This window comes from Paeniglutamicibacter sp., from assembly GCF_046714615.1.
GTDB lineage: Bacteria > Actinomycetota > Actinomycetes > Actinomycetales > Micrococcaceae > Paeniglutamicibacter.
In genome coordinates this window covers 24,669-41,353 of sequence record NZ_JBKKAP010000020.1, presented here as the reverse complement: position 1 = coordinate 41,353, position 16,685 = coordinate 24,669, and the positions used below count along the sequence as shown (strand labels likewise).

The following is a 16,685-nucleotide window of genomic DNA, read 5'->3' as shown; positions in this document are numbered from 1 at the left end:
GGATCCATCTTGGCCTATATCGGCCAAAGCGAGTTTGGACATAATGATTGGTTTCCTGGTTCTCGCCCTACGCGATCGAGCTGACTTGCTCTGTCACCGTGGTACCGCTCCAGCCTGACACGTAGGGGTCGCCGGCGATTGCCATTGGAGGGAGTCTGTGACGCATGAGAAACTACGCAGATTCTGGGAGTTACGATAAAAATTACTTGGGTGCACCGGGAAAAATTACGCACGGGCGTGTCGTCAATGGCGAGGGCCGTCTCTGCGGGGTTCGTTCCCGGGATCATGCCAAAGTTGCCCGGAATGTCAGTCGCGTCAAATATTTCAATCGGTCGAAACGACCGACGCGGACGTTTGTCTGGGGATATTTGCACAGGTTAGGGTTTCATTTTGGTAACACTCACTGCTCGCGGTTTGCCCAAACGGATGTCTCAAGACAGACGCGGTGCACACAAAAGCGGGAACCAAACCTTGATCTGGGAGTTCTCCATATGCACGATTCTTCACGTGCTCTATTGAAGCGGGGCAGTATTGTTGCCGCGTCCACGGCGTTGGTGATTGGTAGCACTTTCTCCGCGGTGCCGGCAATCGCCATGGCCTCAACCGCCCCGGAACCAACATCTACTGAGACTTCGGCGGTTCCGCGCACTGAAGCATCACTGGATCCGAGCCAGGCAGCGCTGCCGCCCGGGCTCAAGGAAGCCGTTGAGCGCGACCTCGGCATCACCATCGACGACTTCTACAAGAATGGCGAGCTGAGCGCGGTTGTTGATTCGCTCTCCAACGAATTGAAGCAGTCTCGGCTTGGTGCCGAGTTTACAATCGCAGAGAACGAGATCAACGTGACGGTTGCGGCGTCTTCACTTGAAGCCGTCAAGAAGAAACTTGACCAGCTGACCAAGGACACCGATGTCGAACTGAACATCGATTCTGCACCTGCCGACGTGGTGTCCGCGGCACTGGAAACTGAAAAACCGCCGGAAATTAAGGATCCTGAGCCCAAGGTAGACGAACCTCAAGCCGCCAAGAGCCCGAAGAATGAGAAAATACTTGAATCGGCTGCGCCCAAGGCGCAAGCCAAGGGTCTTCCGAGGAGTGTCGACAGCCTACTTGCCGCCTACATCAACAGCGTCGACCCCGCAGCAGTTTCCAAGCTCCAAGCTGTGATGAAGAACAGCGATGGCAGCTTTCTAATCCGTACGGGTGGCGCTGCCCAACTTGAGAAGCGTGAAGCGGCATCAGGAAGCACCAAGGAGTCGCGGCAGCCACCTGAAGCCGAAGAGCCGAAACTGACGCCAGCCGAATTCGCCGACCAGTACACGAAGGTCACCATCGAGTCCGTCGACGGCCCGGCAATACCAGCTGCAGCCAACGATGTTCTGGGTGGCATGGCCTACGGTGCACAGGTGGGCGACAACTTTGCACTTTGCTCAATTGGCTTCAACGGGTTCAGCCCCGAGGGCGCACCAGCAGCTATTTCGGCCGGTCACTGCCAACAAGACGGTGCTGTTTCCGATGTAAGGATCATTGAGCAGGACGGCCCCGATATCCCGATCGCCATTGGTGCCGATCTTGGGACCTTCGGCTTCTCGCAATTTGGCGGCCCGGGCAACTCGCCCGTGTCCGGACTGCACGACGCGGAGACGATCGATGATCTTGGCAACATCGGAACCGACATCTCCGTCATCGAGAATATTAACGAGGACTTAGACCTCAAAGCACTGGTGACCGACTGGAAGGGTTCCGACGAACGCGATTCCGGCACCAAGGTCACCGGCGTTGCAAGCGCCGTCCTCGGCACCAATATTTGCAAGTCAGGCCGCACCACCGGCTGGACCTGTGGTCAGGTCGACGAAGTCGGCGTGTTCATAGTTGGTGGGTCCGGGGGCGAAGACGATATTCGAGCCGTTCGTGGGTTCGGGATTGCAAACTCGTTCAAAATGGTTGCCGATCCGAACAACCCTGATGAGCAGATCGAGGACTTTGACAAGGCTGACCGGGGCGACTCGGGCGGATCCGCAGTTGCAGGCGGCACCGCAGTCGGCATCACAAGCGCAGTTTCGCCAAGCGACGGTGGCCGTGCATACTTCACCGACATCAAGGACGGAATGAAGCACGCCAAGGGCTACTCCATCGCGCTGTTCCTCAATACTCCCGCAATGACATCCCCGTCAAACGGCGATGATGTCGTCGGCGGCGCAACCGTCTCCGGTACCTTGGCCGGTGCCCCAACCGGTGCGCATGTCCGCGTTGTCTCCGGTGGCAAGTTGTTCAAGAAGGCGACTGTCACCTCCGGAAAATTCAGCTTCAAGGCACCGGCTAAACTCGGCAAGTTCAACTTCACCCTGCAGGCGGTCAACGGCTACAGCAAGTCGGCGACCACCGCAGGCTCGGTCAACATCGTCATCGGTGCCCCGGCCATCACTAGCCCGGCAAACGGCAGGACCTTCACCGAGACGCCGTCCGTGGTTTCGGGCACCGGCGTTCCCGGCGCCATTGTCAAACTGACCGGTGCGATCACCCGGGAAGTGACCGTCGGGGGCAACGGGCGCTGGAGAGTCGAGCTTGATGTAGGCCTGACTTACGGTTCGCACAGCATCACCGCCGTGCAGAGCGACGGGGCGACAACGTCATCCTCGGTCAGGAACGTCTTCAAGGTCGTTCCGGTTGCCCCGTCGATTGATTCGCTCACCGATGGCCAGGAATTCGCCTTCGGCAAGCCTCCGAAGACCCTCAGCGGCTTCGGTATCAGCGGTTCCACCATCAGGGTGACCATCGGCGACACCGATTTGACCGCCATTGTGACCAACGGCGCCTGGACAGTGCTCGTTCCCGAGAACTTGGAAGCGGGCGACCACGACGTCTCTGCCGTACAGGTCATCGACGAGGTTGTCTCGGCCGCCGTGGCGATGACCTTCAAGATCGCCGGGGCCCCGAAGCCGGAGCCCACGGAGAACCCCGAGCCTTCCAAGGCGCCGGTGGTTCCGCAGGGCAACATCAACGGCGGTGACAGCGACAACGGCGGCCTGGCCAACACCGGCGCGAACGCCGTCCTGCCGTTCATCGCCACCGGCGGTGCCCTCATGGTCGCAGGCGGACTGTTCATGCTCCTGCGTCGCAAAAACATCACGGGCCACCACGGTGCCTAACCACATAGTCGCCGGTTAGCCGGGACTCGTGAGCGCGGGGGCCTTTCGTGGAATTGCAGGCAATTCCGTGGGAGGCCCCCGCGCCCTTCCCACGCCACATTCAGCCAACGCCCCGGATGGGCCCATAGACTCGGCCCGAATCAGAAGGTGGTCACACCCATGAACAACCACACAGCACGCATGGCCCTGGGCGGTGTCGCACTGGCTGCGGTGCTCCTGCTTTCCGCCTGCGGCAATGATGCCGGAATTCCGGCATCCTCCGGCACGACCCCCTCGGCGTCGCCCAGTGCCACCCCGAACGAGAGCCAGGACCCGGATTTGCTCCAACTCAACGAAACGCTCAAGGAAACCTTGGGGGAGAAGTACTCCGAGGGCTGGATCGAGGGGAACAAGCTGCACGTCGCGGTCACCGACAAGGCCGCCGAGGCCATCGCCACCGAGGCAGGTGCGGTGGCCCACCTGGCCGAGCACTCCGCCGCGGAACTCGAGGCGGCCATCGGCAAGATCATGGCCTGGCAGCGCGAACAGGGAGGGGAAACCGCCACCGCCATCCACCGCTATCTCCCGTCCGGACGGGACGGCTCGATCACCTTGGCCGTCGACCCCGCCCAGCTCGAGGACATCAAGCGGGGGCTGGCCGCCGACGCTGTCACCGGCCCCATCGCGCTGAAGTTCGTGGAATCGGCCGGACCCGCAAGCCCGGCTGCCTCCGGCTGAGCTGTCGAACGGCCGTTTGTGGCGCGCCTTTCGCCTCTCACAGGCGCGCCACAAACGGGCAAGACACGCGACGCGACGTAGGGTGGTACCTGAGGGACCACGTTCGATCTTCGGCTGCTTTCCGGGACAGCGAGATCGGATGCACTCCCGCATTGATAGCGAACACAGAAACTTGAAAGGGCCTGCACCCACGTGAGCCACGCCAGCGACGCAGCCGAAACACCGGATCGACCGGGGAAAAAACGAAACCCTGTGTGGGCCGCCATCCGCGAGGTCCTCATCATCGTCGTGGTCGCCCTGGTGATCTCCTTGGTCGTCAAGACATTCTTCTTCCGGGCCTTCTACATCCCCTCCGGTTCCATGGAACAAACGCTGCAGGTCAACGACCGCATCTTTGCCAACCTCATGGCACCTGGCCCGTTCGAGCTCTCCCGCGGCGACGTGGTGGTCTTCCGCGACGAGGAAGGCTGGCTGCCGCCGATTGCTTCCCCTGCCACCAACCCCGTCACCGACTTCTTCACCTTCGTCGGCTTGGTCCCCGACCCTTCGAACCAGCACCTGATCAAACGGATCATCGGCATGCCGGGGGACACCGTTGCGTGCTGCTCCGCCAACGGCAAGCTGACCGTCAACGGCGTGGAAATCACCGAGCCGTACATTTACCCGGGCGACAGCCCCTCCGACACCGAATTCAGCAAGACCGTCCCCGAGGGCAAGATCTGGGTCATGGGCGACCACCGCGGCGCCTCCGCCGATTCCCGCTTCCACGAGGATCTGCAGGGCGGCTTCGTCGACCTCGAGTCGGTCGAGGGCAGGGCCGCGGTCATTTCCTGGCCGCTGGACCGCCTGGGTGGCATCTCGGGTGAGGACGGGGTCTTCGCCCACGTCCCGGCACCGGCCAACTAATGGCATCGACTCCACCGACCCTGCAACACGAACTGGCCCTGGCCGCGTCCGGCGGGCACCGATTCATCGGGGCAGCCGACGAGGTGGGCCGCGGCTCCCTGGCCGGACCCGTCTCCGTGGGCTACGTCGTCATCGACCCTGCAACCGCGACCGAACTGCCCGGGGTGCGGGACTCCAAGCTGGTCTCCGACGCGCTGCGCCACGAATTGGTCCCGGCGATCAAGGCCTGGGCTGCGTCCTGGGGCGTGGGCCATGCCAGCGCCGCCGAGATCGACACCCTTGGCCTGGTGCCCGCCCTGCGCCTGGCTGGCCTGCGCGCAGCCACCGCCGCGCACCGCGGGCAGGAAGCCGACGCGGTGCTGCTGGACGGGAACCTGGACTGGCTCTCGGCCACCTCCCAACCCACGCTGCTGGATTCGCTGATGCCCGGTTTCGGCGACCCGGAAGACATCGACGGGCTGCGGATTCCGGTGCACACACTGATCAAGGGCGATTTGCTGGCCCTGTCCATCGCCGCGGCATCCATTTTGGCCAAAGTCGAGCGTGACGACCTCATGGATGGGTACGATCACACCTACCCGGCGTACGGTTGGATACGAAACAAGGGGTATGGCACCGCCGCCCACCGCGCCGGCATCGCCGAACACGGGGCGAGCGAATACCATCGGAAGACCTGGCAACTGACACCCAAGTCGCCGGGAGCGAACATCGAGTCAGGGGGCGAGGGGAAAACACCATGAGTGCCGAAGACCTGGAGAACTACGAAGCGGAACTCGAGCTGCAGCTCTACCGCGAATACAAGGACGTGGCAAACCTCTTCAATTACGTCGTGGAAACCGAGCGACGTTTTTACCTGGCCAACAACGTGGATCTCAAGACCCGCTCGGCCGACGGCGAGGTCTTCTTCGACCTCACGCTCACCGACGCCTGGGTCTGGGACGTCTACCGCACCGGCCGCTTCGTGCAGTCGGTGCGCATCGTGACGTTCAAGGACGTGAACATCGAGGAGCTGAACCGCGTCGATGACTTGTCCATCCCCAAGGACGGGCTGAACTAGACCCGCCCGCCATTGCCGGCATGCATTGCCGGCCCTGCCCCCAAAGCCATCCCGCACCCGGTGCGCGGCTTCGGGGGCAGTCCTGTCTCCGGGCGCGATTCTCTGCGCGGCAATGCCGGCCGGCCCGCTGTTAGGCTCGGGACAATAAGCAGGCAAGCACCCACCCAGGAGCACACCGGCAGATGAACGAGCAGCCAGGCAAGGACAACCCCGATGGCGAGGACGCCTCGGGGAACCCCGGCAAAGACGGCGGGGAAGCCGAGGACTTCGGCACGGTCTCCTTTTTTCGCGCCTCGGGAGGCACCCGGAATGGGCTGCCGTACCTCAGCTCCCTGTCCTTCGACTTCGATCAGGGGACCCCGGACCCGGAGACGGGCAAGCGGGCCTTCGGCACGGCGATCACGGAGCTGAATTCCGCGCTGTTGGACTACGAGCGGGTGCTGGATGCCCGCGCCGGTGACTTCGGACAGGCCTTTGCCCCGACACCTGGCGATGCCGAACTGCTGGCCGCCTCGGACCATGTGCATGATTCGCTTGAATCCCTGGGCCTGTCGCACCTGGCGTACACCGGCCACTCGTTCCTGGAAGGGCCGCTGTTCCGCGAGGCAATGACCGGGCCGGACGACCAAGGTACCCCCGAGGAATGGGCAGCACAGCCCGAAGCCGAAGAGCCCACCGAGGAAACGGACGACACCCATTGGCCACGCCCACACGAGCTCGGGGTCACCGTGGTGCTGGATAGCGTACTCCACCGATCCGCCGAGGCAGTGGTGCGCCTGGACATGGCCAAGGTCTACGGGAATGGCGTGATGCTGGTGATCGATTACGTAAACCTGCGCGCCAAGGACGAGGACGGCCTACTCTGGTTCCGCCGCAGCAACGAGGCGCACGGCAACGTCGAAGTGGCATTGGATCTGCTCGACCCGTCCACGGGGACGGCCTTCGCCTGCGAACTGCACTGGGCCGAGGGGAACGTGGGTCCGCAGTGCTACACGCTGAACCAGCATTTCTGGATCCATCGGGCGCTGGACGCCCACGCGTTGGCCGGGACCCTCACGGTAAAGGACGCCATCGCGGCGGACGGCACAACGGAACCGCTGCTCATCGAGCTCGAGATCGACACCGAGGTGCTGCGCGAAGCAGCAACCCGCATCCGAACCCTGGGCACCGAGGGGCCGTGATCATGGTCCCGAGGTCCGGGGCCCCCGGTAGGCGACCGCAACCAGGTGCTCGTTGAGGAACCCAGACACAGGCGGTCCCTGCCTGACCGAGGGGAAGCACGGAGTATTGCGATGCCTCGCATGTGTACCTGGAGTACTGGATCCCCTGGCGCTGGGGCGCCCGGGACCTGGGCCTCTCGCTGCGTGGTGCCCAGTCCCGCCTCTCCGGGCATGCGTTGGTCCTGCCCGAAATGCAGGGTCCAACCCATCATTCGGAACTTAAGAAAAGAAGGTGACGTAATCTGCGTCAGCTTTCCCCTGGCTGCGGACATTTCATGCGTGAAGGCAATACCCGGAACGCTGAACCATGGCGACCCGGGGCAGCGTCATTGCCAAATCACATCACGGGGTGGTGGAGCAGGTGCCTTCGTCCAGTCCACGACCGAATCGGCACAATGCACAGAGCAGGACCAAAACCTATGGGGGTGATTCGATTGCACAACAAAAGACTCGCCGCGGCACTTGCCATCGCCGTTGCGGTCACCGGAAGCAGCACGGGATTCGTTTCGCCGGCGGCCAACCACGTCATGGCCCCCGCAGCGGGCACGACGTGAAACCCGACCACAACGCTTCGGCCCGCCGGGGCCGCAATCCCGGGCGTCGCGACGGCGAAGGTGAACCTGAAGAAGGTCACCGCCTGCAACCTGAATCTGCGGTAGGGCAGGAGCACCGGCACCAAGGTGCTGGTGACGATCCCGAAAAACACGACAGTGACCATTTCGCAGACCAGCGGATCTTGGAGCAAGACCACGTACAAGGGCAAAACCGGTTGGGTGGCATCGCGCTACCTGAAGAACGCGCAGGCAACCAAGGTGGCGTACCGCTGGATGATGGTCAACGTGAACGTCCGCAAGGGCGCAGGCACCTCGTACCCAAGCCTGGGCGTGGTGCGGGCCAACGCGCGCGTCACCTACCTTCGGACTGCCAAGGGCTGGTCGAACGTGAAGACGTCGAAGGGAACGGGCTGGATTTCCAACCGATACCTGGACACGCACGGCCAACACCCGGTCGCCGTCTACGGGACCCTGTGCAAGGGCAAGTCCGCGTACCACCTCCTGCGGGGGGTGAATGAAGCCACGACCCGGGTTCCCAGCTTCAACATGTACCTCAAGCCGGACCAGACGTGGTGGTCGTTCATCATTCAAAGTTCAGCCTCCGCCCGGAGCGTGGTGGTCGAACGCATGGACATCCGGTCGGCCAACTACCGCGCAACGCTGGCCGACCTGGACAAGTGGGAGCGATTTGATCCCCGCAAGCCGCTGGCCGAGCAGAACTACAACCGCAAGCTCGTCACCGACAAGGACGGGAAGCGGTCATGGGCCTATGTCGGGGCCTCCAAGATCAGCAACTACCTGATCAAGAACGGCATCCGCGTGACCTCGGGCGACTACCTGAGGCGGTCCTGAAAGTGAAGACGCAAGGGAAAATTATCGTTGGCGTCGCCTCGACGGCCGTCGTGGTCGGCTTCGCGGCCTGGGGGATCGGCTATGCCGCCACGGCAACCACCGATGGTCCGACGCCAACGGTGGACCCGGGTGCCGGACCCGCCATCGCGGAGACCAACCCGTCCACCGGCCACGAAGTGAAGGCTGATGGATTCGACAACGTCGAAAAGGGTCCGGGTGAGCAGGCCTGACTCATCGACGAGCAGACCAAGACTTGCTACTTCACCATCGAAGTCACCGGCAGCGAATTGGTCGACGAATGCGAACCACGCGTCGGAACGGAGACGCTGCATCCGACCCGGACCGTGTTTCTGGTCCTCGATGTCAGTGCGTCCCTGGCGGGCTCGGTCATCGAGAAGGCCGGTGGGGGCCCGGATGGCCTGTGCATGCCGCTGGTCGCCGAAACGTTCTCGGTGACCAGCGCAAGCGGGGTACAGGACCGCAACGTCACCTCGGAGGAGGCCTGGGGCTGCTTCGACGACGCGCAGCTCCTTCCTCCGGTCATTAACCCCGGCCAGAGCGTCAGCGGCAAGATCGTGCTCGACATTGAAGAACCCAGGGGCAGGGTCGTCTACGACCCCGAGGGCAACGGTGGATGGTCCTGGCCCTACGGAGGGTAGCCGGGTGCGTCCACCCCGCCATGAAATTGAATTGTCCATCGAACTGCATCACTTTTCCGATGCGTGCGGACACTACATTCATGAACACGGAATTCGAACAAGAAACCGTAATTATCAAGCGGAAACACCAATTGTCCATTCGGCGCACGTATGGTGGTTGAAATGCCTTCGTCCGGACCACAGCCATGGCGGTGCCCGGCATCCAGAAGACCAGCATCAATGGGGGGATCCAATTGCAGAAGAAGAGAATCGCCACCGCGGTGGCACTGGCCGTAGCGGTGGCCGGAAGCAGCACGGGTTTTGTATTACCGGCGGCCAGCCACGCACTTGCCCCTGCAACGGAAGCCACAGCATCGGCACCGATGCTGCTGGAGCCGGCACGTGCAGCCATCGCCATGAAGAAGGTGAACCTGAAGAAGGCCACCACGCACAACCTCAATCTGCGCGCGGGCAAGAGCACCAAGACCAAGGCGCTGCTGACGATCCCGAAGAACACCGCGGTCACCGTCACCGAGACCAGTGGCACCTGGAGCAAGACGAAGCACAAGAACAAGACAGGTTGGGTGGCATCCAGATATCTCAAGAACGCGCCGGCCGCCAAGAAGCAGGCCGCCAAGAAGCCGGCGCCCAAGACCCAGGTCAAGTCCTCCACACGGAAAACCACCACGTACAACCTGAATCTGCGCGCGGGCAAGAGCGCCAAGAACAAGGTGCTGGTGGTGATCCCGAAGAACACGACGGTCACCGTCTCACATACCAGTGGCACCTGGAGCCAGACCAAGTACAAGAACAAGACAGGTTGGGTGGCATCCAGATATCTCAAGAACGCGCCCGCCGCCAAGAAGTCAGCTCCCAAGGCTGCGGCACCCAAGGCAACCTATCGCTGGACAACGGGGAAGGTGAATATCCGCAAGGGCGCAGGCACCTCGCACGCAAGCCTGGGTCTGGTCCCGGCCAACGAGCGCGTCACCTACCTCAAGACGGCCAAGGGCTGGTCGAACGTGAAGTCCTCGAAGGGCACCGGCTGGATTTCGAACAAGCTCCTGGACAAGACAGGCCAGTATTCGTTTGCGGTCTACGGAACACTGCGCAAGGGACAGTCGGCCTACTACATCCTGAGGGGTAAGACCTCCAAGGAAACCAAGACGACGATCTCCTCCCACAGCATGTACCTCCAACCCAACAAGACCTGGCTCTCCTATGTGATCCCCAGCGGGAAGTCCTCGGACAAGGTGGTGGTTGAGCGGATGGACATCAAGCCGGCCAGTTACCGGGCAACCGTGGCAAACATGGACAAGTGGGAACGCTTCAACCCCAACAAGCCGTTGGCCGACCAGAACTACAACCGCGTGCTGGTCACCGACAAGGACGGCAAGAAGTCCTGGGCCTACCTTGGATCGAAGAAGATCGGCGACTACCTGACCAAAAACGGAATCCGCGTGACTTCCGGCGACTATCTGAAGAGGTTCTGACCATGAAAAAGCAGGGCAAGATCATCACCGGCGTCGTTTCCGGCGTAGCGGTCGTGGGCCTCGCAGCCTGGGGAATCGGCATGGCCGGTGCAGCAAGCAGCACGGAGTGGGAACTCCCCGGAGACCTCGTCGCTGGCCCCGCGATTGCCGAAGTCGATCCGTCCACCGGCACCGAGGTGAAGATCGACAAGTTCGACAATGTCCAGAAGAAGGCGGGTGAAAAGGCCGGCTTGGTCGATGAAAAGACCAACAAGAGCTACTTCACCATCGAGGTCACCAACAGCCAACTGCTGGGCCAATGTAATGCACGCGTGGGGAACCAGGCGCTCAAGCCAACCCGCACCAAGTTCCTGGTCCTGGACGTCGAGGCGACCCTGGCCGCCTCGGTCTCGGACAAGGCGGCGGGAGGAGCGAAGGAGCTGTTCATGCCTCTGGTCGCAGAGGCGTTCTCGGTCACCACCTCCAGCGGGTCCCCGGACCGCAACGTGACCTCGGAGACGGCCTGGGGCTGCTTCGATGACTCGGTGCTGCTGCCGCCGGTGGTCAACCCCGGCCAAACCGTCAAGGGCAAGGTCGTCCTCGACGTGGATGCCCTCAAGGGCAAGGTAGCCTACGACCCCGAAGACAACGGCGGATGGTCCTGGCCCTACGGCGGATGATCCCGCACCGCTAGTCCCCATGACTGCGCCCCGGCGCGAAGAGCGGGCCATTGCCACTTCCCCCTACGGGGTTGGGCGACGGCCCGCTTCTCATTCAGGCAGCAAGGCGCTTATGCAGTTGCCGTGAGGGGCGAAGACGGTTCCCAAGGGGCGCCGCAAATCCGACCAGCCTTGATGCCGCGCTCGCCGGTATCCGATTCCCGCTTATCCACACCTCTGTTTGATCCAGCTCCGTTGCTGTGCCGCGCCGGGCATCCTTGAAATCAGACTGCGCCCGCTCAAATGTTTCCCGACTAGCGACGTGCGGCCCAGAACGGAGAGGAGTGTGCGTATGAACCACAACCAGGAACTCGGCGCCGCGGGCGAGGAACTTGCCGCGGCCTATCTCACCGGCGCCGGATACACGGTGTTGGAACGCAATTGGCGCTGCAACATCGGGGAACTGGACATCGTTGCCGAGACGGACGGCCAGGTCGTTGGCGTGGAGGTCAAGACTCGCAGCTCCCTGGGCTTCGGGCACCCGGCCGAGGCGGTGAACCCGCAGAAGCTGCGCAGGATCTCGCGCCTGGTGCGTCAATGGTGCGTGACCCACCGCCGGAATCCGCACACCGTGAGGGTGGACGTGCTGGCCATCCTCATGCCTCCCGGGCGCGAACCAAGCATCGAACATCTGATCGGGGTGGACTCATGAGCCTGGCCCGCACCCTCGGCATTGGCCTGACCGGGCTCAATGGCCAGCTCATCGAGGTGGAAGCCGACGTGGGCAACGGCATCCCCGCCTTCATCCTGCTGGGGCTGCCCGACGCGGCACTGAACGAATCGCGCGAGCGCATTCGCTCAGCCGCACGAAACTCCGGCATTCCGCTGCCCAACCGTCGCCTGACGGTGAACCTGACCCCCGCGACGCTGCACAAGCGCGGGTCGGGATTCGACCTGGCCATCCTGCTGGCGGCACTGGCCGCGGACTGTTCCATCACCCCGGCCGCGGGCGTGGTCTACCTTGCCGAACTCGGGCTTGACGGATCGCTGCGCCCCATCTCCGGGGTGCTGCCTGCGGTCATGGCCGCAGTGCGCGACGGATACCCAAACGTCGTGGTGGCCGCCCAGAACCAGTCCGAGGCGGAACTGGTTCCCGGCGCCTCGGTGCGCTCCTACGCCCACCTGTCACAGGTGCTTGCCGATTGCGGCGCCAACCCGCTGGAACTGCAGTACAGGGCGCGGCACGACTCGCCCGCACGCACGACGGTGGGGTGGTCCGCAACCAGGACGCCGGCATTGGACCTCTCCGAGGTGGTCGGCCAGGCCCAAGGGCGGTACGCATTGGAGGTCGCGGCCGCAGGCGGCCACCACCTGCTGTTCACAGGGCCGCCCGGGGCGGGGAAGACCATGCTCGCCCAGCGTCTGCCGGGGCTGCTGCCGGACCTTGACGACGCCCAGGCGCTGGAAACCACCGCCGTTCACTCGCTGGCGGCCGGAGGGCGGCCCATCACCTCGCTGCTGCGCCGCCCGCCCTTCGAATCCCCGCACCACAGTGCCTCCATGGTGGCGCTGATTGGCGGCGGCAGCGGCATCCCGCGGCCCGGTGCCGCCTCCCGTGCCCACCGGGGTGTGCTTTTCCTCGATGAGGCGCCCGAATTTTCCTCCACGGCACTCGATGCGCTGCGCCAGCCACTGGAATCCGGCGTGCTCACCCTGCATCGGGCCTCCGGCACCGCCAGCTACCCGGCGCGTTTTCAACTCCTGCTGGCCGCCAACCCCTGTCCCTGCGGGAGGAACCTGGGCAAGGGCACCGACTGCACCTGTACCCCGATGCAGCGCCGCCGCTACCTGGCCAGGCTGTCAGGCCCGCTGCTGGACCGGATCGACATGCAACTCTTTGTTCCGCAGCTCTCTCCCAAGGAACTGGCCGGACGCGGAACCAGCGAATCCTCCGCCGTCGTTGCTGCACGGGTGCGCGAGGCCCGTGGCGCGGCATGTGACCGGCTCAAGCGCTGGGGAATCGGCACCAATGCGGAGGTGCCGGGATCGATCCTGCGCAACGAGCTGCGCCTGCTTTCGGCGACGCTGGCCGGGCTGAACCGGGCCACGGAGTCGCTGCGGCTCAGCGCGCGCGGCTATGACCGGGTATTGCGCATTGCCTGGTCCATTGCGGACTTGAATTCCCATCCCTGCCCCACGGCGGACGACGTGGATGTCGCCATCCAGCTGCGCCAGCACGGCAAGGGGGACGTGGGGTAACTGCCAGCGCGCGTGGACGAGATCACCCCGAGCGATGCTCAAGCCGGTACACATCTAGGCCCTCGGGCGTCGCCCCGTCAGGGCGGAAGCCGTGGCGCGTGAGAATGCGAACCGAAGCCCCGTTCTCCGGGTCGACCCGCGCGGAAAGCGGAATCGAACCGTATGCATCCCAGACGGCGGGGATCGCCCGGGCCACCATCCGCCCGGCCAGGCCCTTGCCCCAGTGCTCGGGCGCCAACCAGTACCCGATCTCAACAGCCCCGTCATGGCGGGAGGAGACCACCAGGCCGGCGGGCTCGTCGTCGAGCGAGGCGATGAACCAGCGCTTCGCCTCGGGGTGACCCGGTGGAAGGCCGCCCAACGCGGAATCAACCCGTGCGGCGATGAAGTCGCTGTCCCAGGGACGCCCGTCGCCAACGAAACGCGTGACGCGTTCATCCGTGGCGAGACGTGAGAAGAACTCCGTGTCCGTTCGGGTGAACCGGCGCAGGACGATATCAGGGACCGGGGACGGGGTTGTTGGCATAGAACCAGTCTTTCAGATGGTTTCCGGAGTGCCCGAGACAGACACATTGCGCCTTTCCCTCACCATCTACCGGCCCGCGACCATTTCCGGGGGGTTTACTTGCTGGCAACATCCTTCCGGTCCCTGGCGCAGTTGCGCTCGCCGACGGGCGCGGGCCTAGTTGGCGATCGCGTGCCTGGCCGGGGCCAGCGCCCTGGCCAGCAGGCCAAGCAGTCCGTCGAGCACCAGCGCAAGCCCGGTGACCAGCATGGCGCCGACCAGCACCTGGCCGTAGTCGTAGAGCGCGAGCCCGTCGAAGATGTAGCGGCCCAGCCCGCCCAGGTTCACGTAGGCGGCGATCGTGGCGGTGGCCACGACCTGCAGGATCGCCCCGCGCATCCCGCCGAGGATCAGCGGCAGGGCAAGGGGAAGTTCCACCTGCAAGATGATCCGAGAGTCCTTCATGCCAATGGCCCGGGCGGCATCCACCACCGCGGGTTCGACGTTGGCCACTCCCGCGTACACCCCGGCCAGGATCGGAGGGATCGCGATGAGCACCAGCGCGGCCAGCGGCGGGAGCAACCCGATGCCCATCAGGAGCACCAGCAGCGTCATGATGCCCAGCGAGGGCAATGCCCGAAGCACGTTGGAGGCCGACACCAGGAACACCCTGCCGGTGCCCGTGTGTCCGATGAACACGCCGATGGGGAATGCGATCACGCCGGCTGCCAGCACCGCCAGGAACGAATACCAGAGGTGTTCCCCCAGCCGGGCGGGGATCCCCGCGGACCCGGTCCAGTTGGCTGCGTCGGCAAAGTAGGCGAGCATCTCGTTGATCATTTGCGGTCCTCCCGGCTTGCCGAGTGCTGCGTTGGCAGGGTCGCGAGTTTTGCGCGCCCGCTGCCGGGGCGCCGCCTGCCAGTCGATTCCGTGGGGGCGGCCCCGTGGTGCAGCCACGGAGTCAGCAGCCTGGCGGCACCGGCGATGATCCGGTCAAGGACCAGGGCGAGTACCAGGATCACGATGATGCCGGCCAGGATCTGGTCGGGGTAGTTGCGCTGGTAGCCGGCCACAAAGAGCTGGCCCAGCCCGCCGACGCCGATCACGGCGCCCACGGACACCAGCGACACATTGGTCACCGCCGCAACCCGGGTGCCGGCTGCCAGCGGGGCCACGGCCAGGGGCAGGTCCACGAACACCCTGCGCCGGGCCCGGGAGTAGCCCATCGCCTCGGCGGCGTTCAGGACCTCGGGGGCCACTGCATCCAGCGCATCAAAGACGGTGCGCACCAGCAGTGATGTCGAGTACAGGCTCAGCGCAATGACCACGTTCAGTGGATCAAGGATCTGCGTGCCGATGATCGATGGAATCACCACGAACAGTGCCAGCGAGGGGATGGTGAAGATCGCGCTGGCCACCGCGGTGATCACCGCCCGGGCGCGCGGCCGGTTGCCGAAGACCAATCCGAGCACCAGCGCCAGCACCACGCCCACCACGGTGGGGACGATGCTGAGGTACAGGTGTTCGAGTGTCAGGGCCCAGGCCTTCCCGGGGTTCTCCAGCAGCCACTTCATGCCGGGTCCCGCACGCCGTGGCGCAGGTAGGGTGCCAGGTCGTCGATGGTGACGCAGGCGCTCGGGACGGAGTCACCGTTCATCAGCAGGGCCGCCGAGACCGGGGAGGCCAACACGGCATCAAGTGCCGAGCGGACCGTGTCCCCGCGACGCACCACGGACCCGGCCGCGAACTCCACGCCGGAGGGGTCAAGCCATACCGCCCTGCGCTCGGTGGGGTCCAGCCGAAGCTTCCATCCCGGTGCGAGCGCGCCCAGCTCGATCAGGCCGTCGGTGCCGGGGGCCGGAAGTGCCGTGGCCCGAACGTCCTCAAGCGTGGCGAAGGAGAGCTGGCGGAAGCCGCGGTCCTTGGACACCATGGCGGCGACGAAGTCGGTTGCAGGCCGGGTGAGGATGTCCAGCGGGGACGCGTATTGGTGCAGCACCCCGCCGGGGGCCAGCACGGCGATCCGGTCGCCCAGGGTGAGTGCCTCGTCGATGTCGTGGGTGACCATCACGATGGTCTTCTTGATCTCGGCCTGAAGGTGCTGGACCTCCTGCTGCAGCTCGAGGCGCACGATCGGGTCCACCGCACTGAAGGGTTCGTCCATGAGCAGGATCGGCGGGTCGGCGGCCAGGGCGCGGGCGACGCCAACGCGTTGCTGCTGTCCGCCGGAAAGCTGCGCCGGGTACCGGGCGGCCATCGAGGCGTCCAGCCCCACCCGTTCCATCGCCTCGTACGCCTTGGCGCGTGCCTGCGCCTTGGACAGTCCCAGCAGGCGCTGGACGGTGGCGACGTTGTCCAGCACGGTGCGGTGCGGGAACAGTCCGGCGTTTTGCAGCACGTAGCCGATGCCCAGGCGCAGGGTGACCGCACGGATGTCTGCGACGTCCTGCCCGTCGATGCGGACGTGGCCGCTGCTGGGGGACACCATGCGGTTGATCATGCGCATCGAGGTGGTCTTGCCGCAGCCGCTGGGCCCGACCAGGACCGTGAACGAGCCGGTGGGGATGTGCAGCTCCAGGTCCGTGACGGCCTGGGTGCCGCCGGGATATGACTTTGACACTGATTCGAAGGTGATCATCGCGGTTTCTGGGGTCCTATCGGTGGCGGTGCGGCGCGAAAAGCCGGTCAAGAATGGGT

At 64.4% G+C, this 16,685-nt stretch carries 17 protein-coding genes and 1 pseudogene; 14 read left to right on the top strand and 4 right to left on the bottom strand.

The features are described from left to right. The first annotated feature begins 164 nt into the window (after positions 1–164). The 14 genes and pseudogenes from ACLQ7E_RS02565 to ACLQ7E_RS02500 all read left to right on the top strand — a co-directional run bounded on the left by ACLQ7E_RS02565 (position 165) and on the right by ACLQ7E_RS02500 (position 13,483). Positions 165–3,149: an LPXTG cell wall anchor domain-containing protein gene (locus ACLQ7E_RS02565; protein ID WP_411730982.1), complete on the top strand. Its 2,985-nt coding sequence runs from the start codon at positions 165–167 to the stop codon at positions 3,147–3,149. A gap of 159 nt (positions 3,150–3,308) precedes the next feature. Then, a complete protein-coding gene (locus ACLQ7E_RS02560) occupies positions 3,309–3,866 on the top strand; it encodes a hypothetical protein (protein WP_411730981.1) in 558 nt (185 codons plus the stop codon). A 192-nt stretch (positions 3,867–4,058) separates the two neighbouring features. Next, positions 4,059–4,772, top strand: a complete 714-nt coding sequence (gene lepB / locus ACLQ7E_RS02555) for a signal peptidase I (RefSeq protein WP_411730980.1) — start codon at positions 4,059–4,061, stop codon at positions 4,770–4,772. Further along, a complete protein-coding gene (locus ACLQ7E_RS02550) occupies positions 4,772–5,512 on the top strand; it encodes a ribonuclease HII (RefSeq protein WP_411730979.1) in 741 nt (246 codons plus the stop codon). The genes lepB and ACLQ7E_RS02550 overlap by 1 nt, the downstream gene beginning before the upstream one ends. Then, the gene (locus ACLQ7E_RS02545) at positions 5,509–5,829 is read left to right on the top strand and encodes a DUF2469 domain-containing protein (RefSeq protein ID WP_071215368.1); all 321 of its coding nucleotides are present in this window, start codon (positions 5,509–5,511) and stop codon (positions 5,827–5,829) included. The genes ACLQ7E_RS02550 and ACLQ7E_RS02545 overlap by 4 nt, the downstream gene beginning before the upstream one ends. A gap of 182 nt (positions 5,830–6,011) precedes the next feature. Next, positions 6,012–7,010 carry a hypothetical protein gene (locus tag ACLQ7E_RS02540; RefSeq protein ID WP_411730978.1) on the top strand — a complete coding sequence of 333 codons (999 nt, stop codon included), beginning with the start codon at positions 6,012–6,014 and terminating at the stop codon, positions 7,008–7,010. 716 nt (positions 7,011–7,726) lie between these two features. After that, positions 7,727–7,831, top strand: a pseudogene (locus ACLQ7E_RS02535) (SH3 domain-containing protein); the annotation flags it as partial. A 45-nt stretch (positions 7,832–7,876) separates the two neighbouring features. Next, entirely contained in the window at positions 7,877–8,455 is a 579-nt protein-coding gene (locus ACLQ7E_RS02530; protein WP_411730985.1) for an SH3 domain-containing protein, read from the top strand. Positions 8,456–8,457: 2 nt separating this feature from the next. Next, positions 8,458–8,685: a hypothetical protein gene (locus tag ACLQ7E_RS02525; RefSeq protein ID WP_411730977.1), complete on the top strand. Its 228-nt coding sequence runs from the start codon at positions 8,458–8,460 to the stop codon at positions 8,683–8,685. Positions 8,686–8,799: 114 nt separating this feature from the next. After that, positions 8,800–9,114, top strand: a complete 315-nt coding sequence (locus ACLQ7E_RS02520) for a hypothetical protein (RefSeq protein WP_411730976.1) — start codon at positions 8,800–8,802, stop codon at positions 9,112–9,114. A 233-nt stretch (positions 9,115–9,347) separates the two neighbouring features. Continuing rightward, entirely contained in the window at positions 9,348–10,586 is a 1,239-nt protein-coding gene (locus tag ACLQ7E_RS02515; protein ID WP_411730975.1) for an SH3 domain-containing protein, read from the top strand. Between the two features lie 2 nt (positions 10,587–10,588). Further along, on the top strand, positions 10,589–11,245 hold the full coding sequence (locus ACLQ7E_RS02510; RefSeq protein ID WP_411730974.1) for a hypothetical protein: 657 nt from the start codon (positions 10,589–10,591) through the stop codon (positions 11,243–11,245). A 331-nt stretch (positions 11,246–11,576) separates the two neighbouring features. Further along, positions 11,577–11,936 carry a YraN family protein gene (locus ACLQ7E_RS02505; RefSeq protein ID WP_411730973.1) on the top strand — a complete coding sequence of 120 codons (360 nt, stop codon included), beginning with the start codon at positions 11,577–11,579 and terminating at the stop codon, positions 11,934–11,936. Further along, complete coding sequence (locus ACLQ7E_RS02500) at positions 11,933–13,483, top strand: YifB family Mg chelatase-like AAA ATPase (protein ID WP_411730971.1); 1,551 nt, start codon at positions 11,933–11,935, stop codon at positions 13,481–13,483. Before ACLQ7E_RS02505 ends, ACLQ7E_RS02500 begins: the two co-directional genes overlap by 4 nt. A 22-nt stretch (positions 13,484–13,505) precedes the next feature. On the opposite strand, the gene ACLQ7E_RS02495 is transcribed toward ACLQ7E_RS02500, so the two are convergent. The 4 genes from ACLQ7E_RS02495 to ACLQ7E_RS02480 all read right to left on the bottom strand — a co-directional run bounded on the left by ACLQ7E_RS02495 (position 13,506) and on the right by ACLQ7E_RS02480 (position 16,626). Continuing rightward, on the bottom strand, positions 13,506–14,009 hold the full coding sequence (locus ACLQ7E_RS02495; RefSeq protein ID WP_411730970.1) for a GNAT family N-acetyltransferase: 504 nt from the start codon (positions 14,007–14,009) through the stop codon (positions 13,506–13,508). A gap of 156 nt (positions 14,010–14,165) precedes the next feature. Further along, entirely contained in the window at positions 14,166–14,828 is a 663-nt protein-coding gene (locus ACLQ7E_RS02490) for an ABC transporter permease (protein WP_411730969.1), read from the bottom strand. Beyond that, complete coding sequence (locus ACLQ7E_RS02485) at positions 14,825–15,562, bottom strand: ABC transporter permease (RefSeq protein ID WP_411730968.1); 738 nt, start codon at positions 15,560–15,562, stop codon at positions 14,825–14,827. Before ACLQ7E_RS02485 ends, ACLQ7E_RS02490 begins: the two co-directional genes overlap by 4 nt. Then, positions 15,559–16,626 (bottom strand): ABC transporter ATP-binding protein, encoded by a 1,068-nt coding sequence (locus ACLQ7E_RS02480; RefSeq protein WP_411730966.1) that lies wholly within the window; start codon positions 16,624–16,626, stop codon positions 15,559–15,561. Before ACLQ7E_RS02480 ends, ACLQ7E_RS02485 begins: the two co-directional genes overlap by 4 nt. Positions 16,627–16,685 lie beyond the last annotated feature (59 nt).